The organism is Vibrio sp. M260121 (assembly GCF_036533715.1).
GTDB lineage: Bacteria > Pseudomonadota > Gammaproteobacteria > Enterobacterales > Vibrionaceae > Vibrio.
Window position 1 is genome coordinate 1 of record NZ_JATABF010000049.1, and the last position, 16,615, is coordinate 16,615.

A 16,615-nucleotide genomic window follows, 5' to 3' on the forward strand; every position below is an offset into this window, starting at 1 on the left:
TGCCAGAAGACTTAGAGAAAGGAGAGTTAAGACCTTTAAACCTTAATAATAGTGATAAATATTGAGTCGATATGAGAAAGATAAATTACGTCTTATCAATAACTTAACCCTCTAAACGTACACTTTCGTTCCGTTGGACCTCAAACCCCGTAATGCTCTTGCTAGAGCTGTTTTTATGCATCGGCTTGGGGAAATAAGAGATCGAAGACTTGAGAATCAAAGCTATCGAGCAAGTGGACTGACTCTACTTACAGCAGCAATTACATTATGGAATACGGTGTATATAGAAAGAGCTATAGAGGCCCTTAAACGAAAAGGTATCGAAGCGGATGGAGATCTGATTGCTCACCTATCGCCACTTGGTTGGGAACATATTAACCTCAGTGGTGATTACATATGGCGCACCAATACCAAGTTATCACCGAAAAGATTTAGGTCATTAAGGCCTGTGGATTTAAAGTCGTACAAGAAGCCTTAACGTAGGATATTTTCCGTTTTCCAAGCGGACCCCATATAGAAGACGGGTGATTTTTGCCATTCTGTAGCAATCAGAGAATGGAGCCAGCAAAAATCACCCTAAATTTAGCTATTTAACGTAATAGGCATAATCTACCCCACAGATGTAAGCCCTATTTAGAAATGTCCTCTTTTCTCGCTAGCTCTGGAGAGTAACCAAAATCACAAGCGATACGAACGGCCATACTTGGCCGTCGTTTAAACGCTCGATCAAAATACTGCGTAAACAATCGAATGTATTCGTCATACGATGTGCCACTGTCCTTACTCGCTCGATCTGCAATATCTTCAATCTGACTTTGCCAGTGGTGGGGATTCATACGTTGCTCTCTCATCATCAATTTAACTCTGTAGTATTTGATGTGTGAGCGTTGAGATAGTTCTCGATAGATTTACGACTCACGAATGATCCAACAAAGGAGCGTTGGTGAGCGCCAAAAAATCCGTTGTCCATCATACGAACGAGGACACGCAGCTCATCATCACTGATGATTTCGTTTAGGGTGTGGTTAATGCTACAATTCACTTGCATCTTAATTTCCTATATTTTGAGGTGTTTGCCTCTCAGCGCAAGTTTGCCGACCTAGCTGAGAGGCTCTTATATGTATTACATGTGTAATACATATTTCATGGCATTTTATCAATTACCATAGCTAATTGATGATTTAGCTCAACAACCTCTTCTTCTGATAGATTGTTTTTATATTCAACTAGTGCCCGATATAGCTTAGCTGCTGATGATTTATGAGTAGTTAACAAATCTACTTCATCAACCCAGTCCCCAATAGCTTTCTTATCAGCTAAAGATACTCTCAATGTCAAAGGGGGGACTTTATATGACGTAGTCACTTTTTTCTTAACGGTAGTGATACCACCATCAATCTTAGTCTTATTGTCAGTTTTCAATGATATTGACGTTGACGCGCCTTTTTTTCGAAGTTTACTCACCTGTATTACCTATGTATTACATATCAATAATGAAGCTTGCTAGCTTTCGATAGTCATTGTTAACTAACGAACCTTGCTTATAGAAACGAACAGGGGATGATACCGCATTGGCTTGACCAACATGCTCTGAGCGTCGTATAGCGAATGGCAAAAGTTTGTCTTGGACAGTGTCCAACTCTTCATCAATAAATTCATTGATAACCGTGTTACGAACATCAACTTCATTTCTCAATATAAAATAATTAGCGTCTTCATCCTTAATTTCTGAAACAGCTTCAAGCAAAGGATTAATACCATCCAGAGAGAATGCCCCAGAATCTACAGGGATCAAGATGAGATTCGATGCTTGGATTGCATTGAGAGTTGTTAACGATAAATTTGGAGGGGTATCAAGGAGCACGTAATCATAAACATCATTTAGTTTTGCGAGCTGTTTTTCCAATATACGTTCACGATTAATTTTTGTTAGTGAAGTTTCTATAACCCTTGAGAGTTGAAAATCAGCGGGAACAATATCTAGATTTTCAATAACAGTATCGCCAACGCAAGTTGGACGAATAAGATCGATAATAGACACAACTTTAGGCTTATCAAACATAGCAGCAACAGTGACATTAAAATCAAACTCTCTTAGCCCTGTGAGAGTTTTAGAACAATTACCTTGTGGGTCTAGATCCATGACTAACACCTTATTTTTTCTAGCCAGTTCTGACGCTAGATTAACAAGGGTTGTTGTTTTACCTACTCCACCTTTTTGATTAGCTACACCAATAACTTTCATAATGACTCCATGTATTACATATGTAATACACAATAACACCCACCAAGAACAACGTCAACACCAAAATATGTATTACACATGTAATACAGCTAAATACATCCCACTGTAGTTGAAATAATTGCACTATACACACTCGTGTGTATAATATTTGTTAGGTCGGAGGTAATATGAAATCTAAAGACCTAATAGATGAACTGCTCGCCGCAGGATGTGAGTTTGTAAGGCATGGGAAAGGAAGTCACCAGATCTGGAGATCTCCAATAACTGGAAAGAAATTTCCTGTACCACACCCGAAAGGCTCCTTACCAATAGGCACAGTACGTTCTATCAAAAAAGACGCGGGCATCTAGCCCGCGCACTTGGAGGTAACGATGTGGTTTACATTGGGTGTAGAAACACCAAAAGATAAAGATTCCTCTTACGGGATCGTCGTTCCAGCTCTTTGTAATGAGCATTATTCCTGCTATAGCGCATCAGATAGCAGTAAAGAGATAGCGGCACATTCAGCAGAAGCGATAGAAAGCATTTTAGAAGAAATGCTTGCCGATGGTTTTGATGTGTTAGGACTAGAAGACCAGGGAGCATTGATTTATAAAGAAGATCAAAGCTACAGTTTTTGTGATGTTTGGTTACAAATAGAAATTGACGTAAGCAAATACAGTGGTAAAAGCCAAAGAGTCAATATTTCTCTACCAGAATCACTACTAGCTGTGATCGACCGTAAAGTAGAGAATAGTGATCTCTATCGAGATCGAAGTCATTTCTTAGCTATCGCAGCCAGAAATGAGCTGTGATGGTTAAAGTACAATAGTTCCAAACATAATGGCGAAGTGTTAATGACATTTCGCCATTTTTTTATTTGTACAATGTGACGTTGTAACTATTAATTTCATGAGGAGCTGTGCGACGAATACTAGAACGCGCTCACGCAGTGAGTAAGAAGCGTCCTATCCGAGTGCTCAGAAGCTTTTTTTGATTCACAGTGGTTCCGGTACGAAAATTGCCCTTCCTCCTGCTAAGCCCGGGCGCTTGCGCCCTAAGAGGCACTGAAAATGAAGAGTATGCGGAGTTTATCGCTGTGCTACGGTGGTGAAGGTCTTGGGGCCCGTCAAAAGCCTTTCACTTAGGCTGTTTAAGGGGATTGAACGTGATGGCTTTTGATGGGAGGTACTTTTTGTGCACAGCGAAGCGGCGCTACTTAACAAGTAAATATATTTATATATTTCTAATATAAGTGGTTAATTACGTTAGTAATTAACTCTTAAAGAATCCCGCCTTAAACTATATCTCCGATGCTATGGTCTAAATTAAAATGATATGGACAGGCTTATCCACAACTGACTGTATATTCACAAAACAATACTGATTACAGAGTAGAACGGCCAAAATAGTGGGGAATTATTGAGCTAAAAGAAAGGAGAGGGGACAAACTTTATCTTATTGAGGGGGGAGTTACCTCATAGCTACGTAAAGTGCCAACACCAAAAGCCGCAACAAAGCGGCTTATGCAACAAAAGAATGGGGGATTAATGCCAGGATGTCACCAGTTCGGGCAACACATCATCCCCATAAGGATTAATGTCCGGTGGCCGTCCCTGCGGATAGCGTAATTGATTGAGACGCCACAGATATTCTTTTCGCTTCTTCGTCCAGAAACCATCAGAGAATGGGCTGTATGTCGCGTAGATATTTGATAACCTCTTCGCTATCATCGACTCTTTCGCTTGAGCCAATGATTCTTTCATTTTGTCTTGAAAATGAATACCGAAGATCTCAATAAATTGATGAGTGAACCACTTGTACGCAGCTTGAGATTTGATGGAAGGGATCGCTTCAATAGCTTCGTCATTAGCACCTTGCTCTCGCAGCTCCTCACGAAGTACAGCCGCTTCTGGTTGAGCTAAATAGCAAGACTCAACTTCCAAAAATCCTGAAAGCTTAAGCATTTTTACAACATCGGTATACTTTGTCTTTGAGATAGGTTGTCGCCAGATTTGAGTGAACAAACCGCGTAACTCGTAATGCGTCACGCCACGTAGCAGCTCATTACCGTTCTCATCGAGAATAGGTTGCTCATTTTTGCTTTTATCTGCGTAGCGGCCAATACGATAACCATCAACATTCATCGTACAAAACATAGCTGTGACAACTTGCACAATGGCAAGACGTTGTTTGGCTTGCAACGTCTTCATACCACTTTTGCATTGATGTAGTCCCATCAAACGCCCTTGGTGGCAACGACGAGGATCGTCAATAAAATCACAGAAGGCGAGTAGTATTCGCATTTGAAAGTAAGTGATCCATTTCATCGGCTTACCATTTTTTTTCCGTTGGGGTAAACCATACTCTTCAAGGTAAGATTGGATCACTTCAAGATCATCGCGCTCTTTGGCTTTTAAACGAGACTCATCACGATTGTACTTGTTGAACTTTTCAAGCACCGCAAGATATTTGTCTGGCAATTTTCCAAGACACAGCACTCGGATATGCAAACGACATAATCGAGACTCTAACGATTCTTGGTACGTGGTATGATGCGCAAATTCGGCGCTACGATGACGAGGATTACGCTGGGACATGCCACACCCTCATATCACTAGACACTTTCCAAACGAAAGTCAAAGCGGATATGCAAGGATGCGGTATACACCAACGGTGAAAAATATTAAATAAAGCCATGTTAGATTCCATCAGATTTTGGGGAGGTTTGGTTGCTAAGCCAAGCCAATATCCCATGACTTTATAGAAAAAGATCAAAAAGATCAACTGCTTAAATTTTAAACACGAAAAAGCCGTCTACTGATGGGAAGACGGCTCGTTTGCGAATGCTATCTAGTCAGATTAGCGGTCTGACACACTCTAGTCTTTGAAAAATACACTACATAGAGAACTCTATGTAGCAGTGCTTTATGTAATGCACTCAACATCAAAAACTATGTTAATTCTAAAGAACATATTAATAAAAATCAAGTACTCATACAAAGAATCAGAGCTTCCAATTTAAACTATAAGTCAAAATAGAAACTTCATAAGAAGCCTTATTAATGGAAGACACTATAATAGATGATATAAAAGTCATCACTCAAATACTATTACCAGAATTAGGAGAACGTCAATCGATGTCTCTATTATTATTTTATTTTTACGGAAGAAAACGCACTGCATCTATTTTAAACATTTCACCTTCAAGTGTTAGAGATAATGTATTTCGAGCTAGATCACATTTAAAGAGCTTAAATAAAATTGACGATGTAGAGCGTCTTTTGATAAGAAAAATCTTACAAAACATTAACTGCGAACAATAGTGTTATTAAAATTTTTATTAAAAACCCATCAAAGATCACACTAGTTGCATACTCGATGTATGCAACCTAGAATTTTTTTTGGGTTTTATTTAATGCTACTTTGCTACAACTGAGTAGAAGGAAAGCATCATGACAGCACGTACAAACCAAAAACTACAACGCAATATAACAATGTTATGCCATTACAAAGGTTTTAAGAAAAAAGATGTATTTGACGCAGTCAAAATACCCAATACAAAACGTAATTTGACAGTAGATGATCTTGATAAAATTTCTCAATACTTAAAAGTAACCATATTAGATTTTTTCTAAATAGATGATAGAAAGCGCGAATATTAATTTTAAACTAAAGGTCAAAAAAAAAGTTTATAGAACACTAAAAAAGTAGACGATAGGTACGTCCAAGGCTAAAGCGATTTTTTCCAATGTTGTAATTGTCGGACTTTTACGGCCATTTTCTAAACGGGATAAATGTGCGACGGACAATCCTGACTTACTTGCTAAGTCTTCTATTGTAAGCTTTTTTTTCTTTCTAGCCTCCTTAATTTTTTTCCCAACAACAATACTTGCTGTTCCAACTTCACTTTGCATAAGTGTCCCATTTGATTTCATTCCCACAACATAGTTCTACATCTCAGACTCTAGTTATCTTTGCAAACAAAGGACAAATCAATAATTTGACCTTTAGGACAAAAATTTTTACTATGCTCTTGTTCTTTAACAATTCGCGCCAAGGCAGACCGTTCGCCGCTATCGCGCTCGTCGAGATGACGACATGATACGGACGTTAGAACGGCCGACGAAGAGGCCACGTAGCATCATTGCTGCGGAAAAAATGCTCTTCAATCACACCCATCCGCAAAGCGGCGGAGGCTGGGCGTTGTTCATAAGCCGGAACAACTCAACGTGCAGGCTTTTATCAACGGTTAAATGAAGAGCAATATTCATGACAGCTAAAGTTCGTTGCTTTAAAGCAAAGCATAAAAATCACAAGCTCTGTGCGAGAGCATTAAGAACCAAAACCGAGCGCGCGACATCCAGCTCACGGGACATGACGCCCGTCAAAACGATGGGGCTTCAATCTCCCGACGACGACACGCTCAATACGCTATTATCTTCGCTGTTCCCGCAGCAGTGATCCGCTTGTGCTTTCTCAGCAGAGAGCACAGCCGGATCTCTAAAGCCGATCATTACACCTTGCTTATTTAAGCAGCCCCATTGGGTCACACCAATGGGGCTTTTTTGTTTTCAGAAAAGAGGAATACCTAATGAAAGCCAATGGCCGAATCAAAAACCTCAGCAAAAAAGAAGCTGAGCACGCTAAGCGGCAAGCCCACGCCCGTCGCCAACTCGAAATCATGCAAGAACTGCGTGCCCTAGGGCTCAATCCTTTTCTCGACGCCAAACTTATCACGCAATAACGCAGCACTTTTTTTAAGAGTGCTGCGTTATTTCTATTTGGAGAACTGTTATGTCTTTGATTCAAAAACTTAAGCGCTCCGGCGAGCACCTACTATTAGGTGTCTCGGTCGGGTTGTGTTCGTTTGCTGCCAATGCATCGAGTACCGGCCTTCCTTGGGAATCCCCCTTAGAGCGCATTGTGGATTCGATCACCGGCCCCGTCGCTTTTGGTGCGTCTGCCCTCGGCATTGTCGCGGCCAGTGTGGGCTTGATCTTCGGTGGCGAGATGGATGGGTTTGTACGCACTCTCATGATGATAGGTTTGGTTGTCGCGGTTATCGTTGGCGCCGTTAACCTATTGACGATGCTCTTTGGCGTCTCTGGCGCCCTAGTGGTGTAAGGAGGCAAGGATGGATGACGATGATGAATTGCAGTTTACGCCGATTTATCCGTTCAACCGCGCCAACCTCTTCATGGGCGGTGACCGCTTTTTAGTCATGGGCGCGGGATGTCTTGCCCTGGTGTTGGTGGTTCTGCAAAACATTTACACCGCGGTTATCGGTGTGGTGCTATTTTTGGTGATGTTGCTCATCACAAGACTCATGGCCAAAAACGACGCGCAGTTACGTCCGGTGTATCGCCGCTACGCGAAGTTTCAGCGTTATTACCCCGCCGCTGGCGTCAAGTATCTACACAAACCGTCTCACTCTCTTCGCGCTCGCTAACCCGAGCGCTTTTTTTTGCTTCTATGAATAGGGTTTTACTATGTTATCCCTTAAATCGTACCGCGACACGGCCAAGGGGCTCCCCGATTTACTCAATTGGGCAGCCTTAGTCGATGACGGCGTCATGCTCGGTAAGGATGGCTCCTTTACCGCAGGGTGGCGCTTTACGGGCATGGACGTGGACACCGCCACCAATCTAGAGCGCAACGCCATGACCGCCCGTCTCAACCAAACGTTGTCCTCGCTGGGTTCTGGCTACATGCTCCATGTGGACACCATCCGCGAAATTGCTGACTCCTATCCCGACGTTGAGTCTTCGGCGTTTCCCCACCCCGTGATGCAAATGATGGACGATTCCAGACGACTGTTCTTTGAGTCGCAAGGCGACAAGTTTGCGACCCGCTCGGTGCTGTTTATCACTTGGCGCCCAACCACTAAGCGTTTATCCAAAGTCACCGATTTGCTTTTTGACCACGGCGACACCAAACGCGTGAGCTTAGCGCAGCGCAACCTGGCGCTGTTTAAAGAGCGCATGTCTGAACTGGAAAAAAGTTTCGCCAATGTGTTTTCTTCCATCACGCGCTTAAAGTTGGTTGAACGCGACGGCCAACCGTTTGATGAGCTGTTGTCGTATTTACGCTATTCCTTGACCGGACAATGGTATCCCGTGTCGGCGGCTTGTACTCCGTTGCCGCTAGACAGCTTATTAGGCAGCGTGGAATGTTGGCCTGGCTTTCAGCCCAAAATTGGCGAGCAGTACACGAGCGTTATCAGTATTGATGGCTTCCCCGATTTCAGTCACCCCAACATGCTGCATCACTTAAGTTTGATGAACGTGGAGTTTCGCTGGAGCACACGTTTTATCTTCTTTGACAGTCGCGAAGCGCATCAATTGCTCGATAAAGAGCGCAAGAATTGGGACCAAAAAGTCACCTCATTTCGCGACAAGCTGTTAAAAAATCCAGACCCAAAAGTGGATGAAGACGCGCTGGAGATGGTCACCCAATACCAAGCGGCCCAAAACGAAGTGTCCGCGGGGCGTCTTAACTATGGTCAGTACACCTCAACGTTTGTGCTGCGTCATGTTGATAGAGAAGTGTTGCAAGAAGTCACTGAGTTTGTCGTCAGCGTACTCAATAACACCCTAGGCTTGACGTGCCGCGTAGAAAGCCTCAACGCCACCGAGGCGTTACTCGGCACTTTGCCCAGCGACTCGTTATACAACATTCGCCGCCCACTGCTGAGCACGTTGAATCTGTGCCATCTGCTGCCCATTGCCAGCATTTGGACCGGAGAGGCGTACTGCCCTTGTCCATTTTATCCAGTAGCTTCCCCACCGATGATGATGTGCACCGCCACAGGGAACACACCGTTTCGGCTCAACCTGCATGTAGACGATGTGGGGCATACCTTAATCTTTGGTCCAACAGGGGCGGGGAAATCAACCTTATTGGCCATGCTGGTCGCGCAGATGCACCGCTACCCCAATGCTCGGGTGTTTGCCTTTGATAAAAAGTACTCGATGTTCGCCATGAGTCAGCTTGGCGGTTTGCACCTAGATATTGGTTCGGTTGGCTCACGAGAAGCCCCCGCCTTTGCGCCACTGGCGGATTTGGACAGCGATTTTGAATGGTGCTGCGAGTACATTGAGCAGCTTTTGGTGCTGCAAGGAGAAACCGTCACCCCCGAGATGCGGGAAAGCATTTTTAAAGCGCTCAGTGACATGCGCGGCTCGTCTCGCTTATCAATGACCGAGTTCTGCGCGCAAGTGCAAGACCAACGCATCAAAACCGCCGTGGGGTATTACACCATCAATGGCCGCGCAGGGGACTTACTGGATGCCGAAAGCAGTTCACTCACGTTTGCCGATTTTACCGTGTTTGAAATTGACCAACTGATGAAGCGCGGCGACCGTGATTTGGTACCGGTCCTGTCGTATCTGTTTCGCACCATTGAACGGCAACTTGATGGCAACCCGTCTTTTATCTTGATTGATGAAGGGTGGATTGCCCTCAAACATCCGGTATTTAAAGACATGTTAGTGGAATGGCTTAAAGAGCTGCGCAAACTCAATTGCCTGGTGTTGCTCGCCACTCAAGCGCTCAACGAAGCCATCAAATCGGGCATTTTGGATGTGTTGATGGAGTCGTGCCCAACGCAAATTTTCTTACCCAATCCCAAGGCAGGGCAGTTTGCCAAGACCTATCACCAGTTTGGTCTCAATGACAAACAAATCGACCTGCTCAAAAACGCCGTGCGCAAACGCGACTACTACGTCCACCAACCCACGGGGAGTCGCTTGGTGGACTTGTCTTTGGATAAGCTGGCACTGGCGTTTGTTGGCGCATCCGACAAAGAGAGTGTGAACACCATCCGTCAATTGGTCAGTGAGCATGGCGAAAACTGGTATCTGCCCTATCTGAAACAACAGCACATCCTGGAGGACGACGAATGAAACGAACGTTAAGCGCACTGACCTTGTGCAGTGTATTGGTCTCATTTGATTCATCGGCACTGTTTTGTGTCAACTGCGCCAGTTTCACCCAAATGATGACCTCCAACCTCAACCAAGCACAAAGTTACGTCGAAGAGGTGCAGCAAACGCTCAACTCGGTCAAGAACGTGCAATACCAAGTTCAAAACCTCAAAAACTTGAAGAACATGGAATGGGGTGACATTCAGTCACAGTTGCGCAACCTCAACACCATTGCATCACGCGGTCAGTCGATATCTTTTGCGATGGCCAACATGAATCAGCAATTTGAGCAGTTGTTTGGCGGCACCGAAGCCTATCAGGGCCAATCGATTAGCGACATGAACTCAGTCGCCACGTATCAGCAGCAGGGCAATGCCCTGCGAGATACGGCGCAAAGCTCACTGGCACTGGCGCAGCAAATGAGTCAATACCAGGTCGATGACCATCAAACGGTCGCGTCCATTCAGTCGCATGTGCAAGGCGCCGATGGTGCAATGGAAATCGCTCAGGCGAACGCGGAATTGCTCGCGCAACTGGCGCAGCAGCTCCAGAAATTGCAAACCCTGATGCAAACGCAAATCCAAATGAGCGCCACGCAAATGGCCGCGGACGCCGATACGGTAGAGCGCCAGCGCGTTGCCGAAGAGAAGATGCTCACTCAACCGCTCAATGTGGACCCAACCGATGGCAAAGATTGGTCACAAGAGTGGCAACATCCCAGCATGAAATGGTAAGGAGGTCGCGATGAACCGAGCCTTGCAAGGCATTCGCCATCATTTTTTACAAGCGGGGTTACTTGATTATTTAGAAGACCCTAATTTAACTGAAATCATGCTCAACCCTGACGGTAAGTTATGGATTGAGCGTCAAGGGGAAGCGATGACGCACGTGGGCGAGGTCACGCCCGAGGATGCAACGCGCATTCTTAATGCCGTCAGTGACTATCATCGTCAGACGGTCACGGCCACGCAGCCAATTTTGGAGTGTGAACTGCCTCTTGATGGCAGCCGCTTTGAGGGGCTTATACCGCCTTTGGTGGAAAACCCTAGCTTTGTCATTCGTAAAAAGGCCACGCGCGTGTTTACCTTTGATGACTACATTAAGGCAGGAACGTTAAGCAAAGAAGCCGCTAATGTATTACGTCAGTTGATTGTTGATAAACGCAACATCCTGGTCGCGGGGGGCACTGGCTCAGGAAAAACCACCTTCGGCAATGCCCTGTTGCATCAAATCTCCATGGTGGCACCGGACGAGCGTATGGTCATCATTGAAGACACCAACGAGTTGCAATGCAGCGCGCCTAACCATGTGATTAAGCGCACCAATGACACAGCGAACGTTTCCATGCGCACCTTGCTTCGCACCACACTGCGTTATCGCCCCGACCGCATCATGGTGGGAGAAGTGCGCGGCGGTGAAGCGCTGGATTTACTTAAAGCGTGGAACACGGGCCATCCTGGCGGCATCGCCACCATTCATGCCGATTCAGCGAGACAAGGGCTCGATAGACTGGAGCAATGCGTCAGTGAAGCGACCGCCACACCCAATCGCGCGCTCATCGCCAGTGGCATCCATGCGGTGGTGTTTATGGCGCGAACGCCAGAGGGCAAACGCGTCATTAAAGAGGTGATACAGGTGAACGGCCTCTCTGATACCGGTTACGACACCGCCACCATTTGGGAGGCACCATGAAAAAAGGGCTGATCCTCCTCGCGCTTCTAAGCCATCCCGCCCTTGCTGCTGACAACAATAACGCCCTCGACACCATCCTCGCTAAATTCAACGCCATTACCGCCACTTGGGAGCCCATCATTACCGACGCGGTAACCAACCTGTTTTGGTTGTTGGTGATTGCCAGTTTTACCTGGTCGGCCATCAAATTATGGCTGCATCAAAAAGGACTGGAGCACTTTATTGCGGAGTTGTTTGAGCGGGTGATGACCGTAGGCTTTTGTTGGTTTTTGGTCGTCAATGCCTCGCCGCTGGCGTGGACCGTGCTCAATTCGATGCAAGAGGTTGCTTCACGCCTTTCGGGTAGTGACGACAAACTCTCGCCCTCGAACATTGTTGAGTTAGGTCTGACGCTGGCACACCGAGTGTGGGAGTCCAGTTCGGGCTTTGATATGGGGCAATTTATCATCATTGGTCTGTGCGGTTTGATTGTGCTCATTGTATTGGCGCTGATTGCGGCGCAGTTGACCATTTTGCTGGTTGGTTCGTACATCATCCTCAATGGCGGGGTGATTGTGATGGGCTTTCTCGGCAGTGAATGGACACGAGACCACGGTATGAACTACTTCACCACCGTGCTCGGCATGTCAGTGCAAATCTTCATCATGCAGCTTTTAGTCATCATCGGTAATGAGACGTTCTTGAGCTTTATTAACAACCCAGGAGCAGGCTCTGCGGATTATCTGATGATGGTGGTGATGTCGGTGATTTACTACGCCCTAGTCAACACGGTGCCCGCCATGGCATCCAGCCTCACCACGGGGCGCTTTGTGTTTAATACCGCAGGCGCAGTGGGCAGTGCCGCGGGGTTGTTGGGCGCAATGGCGGGTATTGGCATGGCCGCCGCCTCGCTGGCAAAAGGCGGAATGGGCAAAGCGGCGCAACTGGCAGGAAAAACCTCACCTGGCAAAAAAGTGGCGAGCGGCATTGACCAGTTAGCCAAATCCTCGCCCGCGTTCAAAGGCGCCGCCGCGGGCGCCAAAGCGATAACCAAAGGCTCAGGTAAACTTGGTAAGGCGGCGCTCAGTGCCATGGCCTCACAAAGTCCGGTCGGGCGCGCTTTCAAAGAGATGAGTAATAGCCGCTCTGTGCCGAAAAACGGCCATCAACAGATGATGAAGGCGATGAAGCAAGGGGACGCCACTTCTGCCATCTCTCATGGCGACGCCATCAAACAAGCCACCCAAGGCGTAAAACCCACCTCCAATCACGATGCGCTCAAAGCTCGCTTGCAGCAGCAAAGACAGCAGACTCGTGGTTACAAAAAACCGTAGAGGAACCTACATGTATAAGACCACCAAAATTAATTGTGACGAAACACCCGGAAACTGGTTAAGCGTAATTGATGGTGAAGACGAGGCCATGCCCGTCATTGAAATCTACAGCAGCGAACATCAAACCGGTAATGTGTGTTGCCCCAATAAAGACGCATTGAAGGTTTTGATTGACGCGCTATCAGAAGCTTACGACCACTTATCATAAGGTGACAATATGTCTAATCCTGAGAGTCCATCGGACTACTCCATCTTGTATCAACGCGCCCGCGAAGAGTGGGACGAACGCTTAGGCAGCGTAGTGAAACAGGCGCACGATTGGAAAATGTGCGCTTTTTTTTCGATGTTTATCGCCGCGATTGCCGTAGGCAGCACCGGATACATCGGCGCCCAATCCAAAATTGAGCCTTATGTCATTGGCGTGAAAAACGGCGAAGAAGTGGTGGGCGTGGCCAGCGTTCAAAAGCTGCCGACCTCACAACTGGAAGCGCTCAAAGTGAACGATTTAGAGCGCTTTGTGGAAGATATTCGCAGCGTCTATCTGGACGTGGAAGTCGAAGACAAAGCGGTGCGCCGCGCCTACGCAAGACTCGTTCCCAACTCCCCTGCGCAAACGCAAATCTCACAGGCGTTCAAAGAAGAAAACCCGTTTGAGCGCGCCGCGCGGGAGTTGGTCAAAGTCGACATCAAGAGCACCTTGCCACTGTCAGACAACACCTGGCAAATGGAGTGGATCGAAACCATCACCGACCGTCAAGGCAACGTACTCGATACGCCACGCTTTAAAGCCACCATCACCACCCAAACCGTCCAACCCAAAAACAAAGCGGAGATGAACCAAAACCCGCTTGGCCTTTGGATTGCCACCTTCAACGACGTACAAATTAACTGAGGACGCTCATGAACGTAGTAAAGCCACTCTCTTTATGGGTGGGCATTGTCTTGACCAGCGGCGTCATGGCCGCGCCCGTGCCTCCTATCACTGGCAGTTCATTGATTGAAATGCCCCAAGCCTTAACGGCAAGTGAGCAAGCCGGACTCGACATCGCCAAACGCTGGATAAACGGCACCGATAAACCCATTCGTTCCCCCGATGGGGCGATCACTTACTTTTTTGGTCAATCCCTACCAAGCGTGGTGTGTGCGCCGCTCAAAACCTGTGACATTCAATTAGAGCCAGGAGAGCAAATCAGCAAAAACGGCTTAAACGCAGGGGACACCGTGCGTTGGGGGTTTACCCCAACCGTATCCGGTCAAGGCAGTGACGCCGTCACGCACATTTTGGTAAAACCCACCGACGTCAACATCGAAACCACGCTGCAAATTGCCACCAATCGCCGCTCGTACCTCATTAAGCTGACAGCGAAGCACAACGACTGGATGCCGATTGTGCGCTTTGATTACCCTGAAACGCTGCAAATCGCGATGGATTCGATGTATGAGCGCCAACAAACCGAGCAACACTCAAAGGAAATCGCCGATGGTTTGAACATCGATGACCTGGATTTTGACTACGACATTGAAGGCAACACGCGCTTTACGCCGGTTCGCGTCTACAACAACAGCGTCAAAACCATTTTAGAGATGCCGCGCAGCGTCGCGACGGGCAAACTGCCGTCACTCTTGGTCATTAACGCCGGACAGCGGGAGCTCATCAACTACCGTTATCGCAACGGGAAATTTGTGGTTGATGGCTTACCTGAGCAAATCGCGTTGTTACTCGGCGCGGGCAAACATCAACAAACCGTCCTCATTAAGCGTAAGGAGGGGTAATGAGAGTTTTTTTCATTTTGTTGGTGATGATGCTCAATGGCTGCGCCAGCTACGAGCCCGATCAATACGGCAACTACAATGACGTGACGCTCACGCCCAATGAGATGCACGCCATCAGTCAAGACATTGCCTCATTCCTTCGCCAGTCCGATGGCGCGCGTACCATCATTAACCTCAATAACGATGGCAGTACGTTTGCTAAAACGCTCATTGAAGAACTGCGCTTAGAAGGCATTGGGGTGGCACAAGGCAATGAGATGGATTACCTCAGCCTGAACTACCGCGTGGAACAACTCAACCCAAGGCAATTCTTTGTCTCCGCCAAACTCAGCGATGGCCGCAAACTGTCACGAATCTGGGTGCTCAGTAATAACCTGCTTATTCCACTGAAAACCCGGGCTTACGGGGTGGAATATGAGTAACTTCACCCTCAAGCTCAATCCGTTGTCCGGCGTCGAGTCGGTTCACATCAAAAAGGGCGTGAAGTGGACCGTCATTGGATTGGGGGTATTGATGACCATCATCGTGGTTGGCGTCATCATGCAAAAAGGCCAGCGCAATAAAGATAAAGTGAGCGCGCCAACGCCCACGGAAATCAATACGTCCATGACCACCAAGCAAGCGGCGCTCGATTCGGTATTGGCGCAAAAGCCCAATACCCCCGCCCCGAAAGCGGTGGTGCCAACGCCCATTCCAACTGGCAACGTTACCCCTAGCGTGCCAACCGTAACGCCAGAGATGGCCGCGCAACAAAAGCAACGTATCGCGCAACTCGAAGCGAAACAGAAGTTGCTTAATGAGGCGATTTACTCAGGGATGAACGTGCGCATCGATGAGGCATCTTTACGTTCGTCATCCAGCTCAAAGCAATCGGACAGTGATGAACTACGGGATGCGGAGCAACGCCTCGCTCAAGCCAAAGCGGCATTGAGCAACCCAGACCAAGCATCTTACGAGCAGAGCAATAGCACTGCTGGAGAGTTAACCGCCAGCACCTTAGACACCACGGGTGCCAGCCAAGCCAGTAAGGAAGCGTTTCTGGCCAAGGCCAATCAAGCCGGTTATCTCAACGCGCGGCGTGAGCTGCCCGCCAGTGAATATGAGCTCACCGTCGGCACCCTCATTCCGGCGACGCTCATCAGCGCGATGAACTCGGACATTCCAGGCAATGTGATTGCTCAAGTGAGTCAGAACGTTTACGACAGCGCCACGGGCGCGGCGATATTGATACCGCAAGGCACGCAGCTTTACGGCACCTATGACGCGCGCGTCGCCTATGGTCAGCGCCGTTTGCCCGTCACTTGGTCTCGGGTCAATTTCCCCGATGGCAGCAAGCTCAACATTGGCAACATGGCGAGCATGGACGTGACTGGCATGAATGGCCTCACTGGTGACATCAATAACCATTATTGGCGCCTCTTCGGTCAAGCCACCTTGCTCGGCGGTATTTCAGGGATAAGCCAGGCCGCGGTCAGCGACGGTGACGACGATTCGCGATCCACAGGTGAGTCCGTTGCTGATGGCGTCACGCAGCAATACGCCGAGACGGGCAACATGCTCATTCGCAAAAACATGAACATTCAGCCAACCATCGAAATCGATAACGCTGAGCAGTTTTACATTATGGTGAGCCAAGACGTCATCTTGCCGCCTTACTCTTCCATTCGTTAGTTAATCAGGAACCT

The 16,615-nt window shown here is 47.3% G+C and carries 23 protein-coding genes and 1 pseudogene; 18 read left to right on the plus strand and 6 right to left on the minus strand.

Annotation, left to right across the window (positions count from 1 at the left end; genetic code table 11):
• Positions 1–148 precede the first annotated feature (148 nt).
• A pseudogene (locus tag QTO06_RS21255) lies at positions 149–478 on the plus strand (Tn3 family transposase); the annotation flags it as partial.
• Positions 479–629: 151 nt separating this feature from the next.
• On the opposite strand, the gene QTO06_RS21260 reads toward QTO06_RS21255, so the two are convergent.
• The 4 genes from QTO06_RS21260 to QTO06_RS21275 all read right to left on the minus strand — a co-directional run bounded on the left by QTO06_RS21260 (position 630) and on the right by QTO06_RS21275 (position 2,245).
• On the minus strand, positions 630–836 hold the full coding sequence (locus QTO06_RS21260) for a hypothetical protein (protein ID WP_031420235.1): 207 nt from the start codon (positions 834–836) through the stop codon (positions 630–632).
• 17 nt (positions 837–853) lie between these two features.
• Positions 854–1,048 (minus strand): hypothetical protein, encoded by a 195-nt coding sequence (locus QTO06_RS21265; RefSeq protein WP_024699796.1) that lies wholly within the window; start codon positions 1,046–1,048, stop codon positions 854–856.
• Positions 1,049–1,143: 95 nt separating this feature from the next.
• Entirely contained in the window at positions 1,144–1,464 is a 321-nt protein-coding gene (locus QTO06_RS21270) for a hypothetical protein (RefSeq protein ID WP_024699797.1), read from the minus strand.
• A gap of 16 nt (positions 1,465–1,480) precedes the next feature.
• Positions 1,481–2,245, minus strand: a complete 765-nt coding sequence (locus QTO06_RS21275) for a ParA family protein (protein WP_031420234.1) — start codon at positions 2,243–2,245, stop codon at positions 1,481–1,483.
• 167 nt (positions 2,246–2,412) lie between these two features.
• Here QTO06_RS21275 and QTO06_RS21280 point away from each other — a divergent pair, with 167 nt between their 5' ends.
• Entirely contained in the window at positions 2,413–2,595 is a 183-nt protein-coding gene (locus tag QTO06_RS21280) for a type II toxin-antitoxin system HicA family toxin (protein WP_024699799.1), read from the plus strand.
• Between the two features lie 21 nt (positions 2,596–2,616).
• Positions 2,617–3,039, plus strand: a complete 423-nt coding sequence (locus QTO06_RS21285; protein WP_024699800.1) for a type II toxin-antitoxin system HicB family antitoxin — start codon at positions 2,617–2,619, stop codon at positions 3,037–3,039.
• A 732-nt stretch (positions 3,040–3,771) separates the two neighbouring features.
• Here the strand turns inward: QTO06_RS21285 and QTO06_RS21290 are convergent.
• On the minus strand, positions 3,772–4,824 hold the full coding sequence (locus tag QTO06_RS21290; protein WP_024699801.1) for a hypothetical protein: 1,053 nt from the start codon (positions 4,822–4,824) through the stop codon (positions 3,772–3,774).
• Positions 4,825–5,289: 465 nt separating this feature from the next.
• On the opposite strand from QTO06_RS21290, the gene QTO06_RS21295 reads away from it, so the two are divergent.
• Both QTO06_RS21295 and QTO06_RS21300 read left to right on the plus strand, forming a co-directional pair.
• Positions 5,290–5,550 carry a sigma factor-like helix-turn-helix DNA-binding protein gene (locus QTO06_RS21295; protein WP_074531757.1) on the plus strand — a complete coding sequence of 87 codons (261 nt, stop codon included), beginning with the start codon at positions 5,290–5,292 and terminating at the stop codon, positions 5,548–5,550.
• 129 nt (positions 5,551–5,679) lie between these two features.
• On the plus strand, positions 5,680–5,862 hold the full coding sequence (locus tag QTO06_RS21300; protein ID WP_024700464.1) for a hypothetical protein: 183 nt from the start codon (positions 5,680–5,682) through the stop codon (positions 5,860–5,862).
• Between the two features lie 54 nt (positions 5,863–5,916).
• Here the strand turns inward: QTO06_RS21300 and QTO06_RS21305 are convergent, their stop codons facing one another.
• Complete coding sequence (locus QTO06_RS21305; protein WP_023625098.1) at positions 5,917–6,141, minus strand: helix-turn-helix domain-containing protein; 225 nt, start codon at positions 6,139–6,141, stop codon at positions 5,917–5,919.
• Between the two features lie 355 nt (positions 6,142–6,496).
• Here QTO06_RS21305 and QTO06_RS21310 point away from each other — a divergent pair, with 355 nt between their 5' ends.
• The 13 genes from QTO06_RS21310 to QTO06_RS21370 all read left to right on the plus strand — a co-directional run bounded on the left by QTO06_RS21310 (position 6,497) and on the right by QTO06_RS21370 (position 16,601).
• Positions 6,497–6,688, plus strand: coding sequence for a hypothetical protein (locus QTO06_RS21310; protein WP_139309237.1), 192 nt, complete (start codon positions 6,497–6,499; stop codon positions 6,686–6,688).
• Between the two features lie 130 nt (positions 6,689–6,818).
• Positions 6,819–6,971, plus strand: a complete 153-nt coding sequence (locus QTO06_RS21315; protein ID WP_153641527.1) for a hypothetical protein — start codon at positions 6,819–6,821, stop codon at positions 6,969–6,971.
• A gap of 50 nt (positions 6,972–7,021) precedes the next feature.
• Positions 7,022–7,351, plus strand: coding sequence for a TrbC/VirB2 family protein (locus QTO06_RS21320; protein ID WP_017449279.1), 330 nt, complete (start codon positions 7,022–7,024; stop codon positions 7,349–7,351).
• Positions 7,352–7,361: 10 nt separating this feature from the next.
• Positions 7,362–7,676: a conjugal transfer protein TrbD gene (gene trbD, locus QTO06_RS21325; RefSeq protein ID WP_017449280.1), complete on the plus strand. Its 315-nt coding sequence runs from the start codon at positions 7,362–7,364 to the stop codon at positions 7,674–7,676.
• A 40-nt stretch (positions 7,677–7,716) separates the two neighbouring features.
• Complete coding sequence (locus QTO06_RS21330; RefSeq protein WP_024700466.1) at positions 7,717–10,131, plus strand: TraG/VirB4 family ATPase; 2,415 nt, start codon at positions 7,717–7,719, stop codon at positions 10,129–10,131.
• Complete coding sequence (trbJ, locus tag QTO06_RS21335; RefSeq protein ID WP_024700467.1) at positions 10,128–10,886, plus strand: P-type conjugative transfer protein TrbJ; 759 nt, start codon at positions 10,128–10,130, stop codon at positions 10,884–10,886. The genes QTO06_RS21330 and trbJ overlap by 4 nt, the downstream gene beginning before the upstream one ends.
• 10 nt (positions 10,887–10,896) lie before the next feature.
• On the plus strand, positions 10,897–11,844 hold the full coding sequence (gene trbB, locus QTO06_RS21340) for a P-type conjugative transfer ATPase TrbB (protein WP_024700468.1): 948 nt from the start codon (positions 10,897–10,899) through the stop codon (positions 11,842–11,844).
• The gene (trbL, locus tag QTO06_RS21345) at positions 11,841–13,157 is read left to right on the plus strand and encodes a P-type conjugative transfer protein TrbL (protein WP_024700469.1); all 1,317 of its coding nucleotides are present in this window, start codon (positions 11,841–11,843) and stop codon (positions 13,155–13,157) included. Before trbB ends, trbL begins: the two co-directional genes overlap by 4 nt.
• Positions 13,158–13,167: 10 nt before the next feature.
• Positions 13,168–13,365, plus strand: coding sequence for a hypothetical protein (locus QTO06_RS21350; RefSeq protein WP_023623311.1), 198 nt, complete (start codon positions 13,168–13,170; stop codon positions 13,363–13,365).
• A 9-nt stretch (positions 13,366–13,374) separates the two neighbouring features.
• Positions 13,375–14,049 (plus strand): VirB8/TrbF family protein, encoded by a 675-nt coding sequence (locus QTO06_RS21355; RefSeq protein WP_017449286.1) that lies wholly within the window; start codon positions 13,375–13,377, stop codon positions 14,047–14,049.
• A gap of 8 nt (positions 14,050–14,057) precedes the next feature.
• Positions 14,058–14,930, plus strand: a complete 873-nt coding sequence (gene trbG, locus QTO06_RS21360) for a P-type conjugative transfer protein TrbG (protein ID WP_024700470.1) — start codon at positions 14,058–14,060, stop codon at positions 14,928–14,930.
• Positions 14,930–15,352, plus strand: coding sequence for a hypothetical protein (locus QTO06_RS21365; RefSeq protein WP_024700471.1), 423 nt, complete (start codon positions 14,930–14,932; stop codon positions 15,350–15,352). Before trbG ends, QTO06_RS21365 begins: the two co-directional genes overlap by 1 nt.
• Complete coding sequence (locus tag QTO06_RS21370) at positions 15,345–16,601, plus strand: TrbI/VirB10 family protein (RefSeq protein WP_024700472.1); 1,257 nt, start codon at positions 15,345–15,347, stop codon at positions 16,599–16,601. Before QTO06_RS21365 ends, QTO06_RS21370 begins: the two co-directional genes overlap by 8 nt.
• Positions 16,602–16,615: the final 14 nt, after the last annotated feature.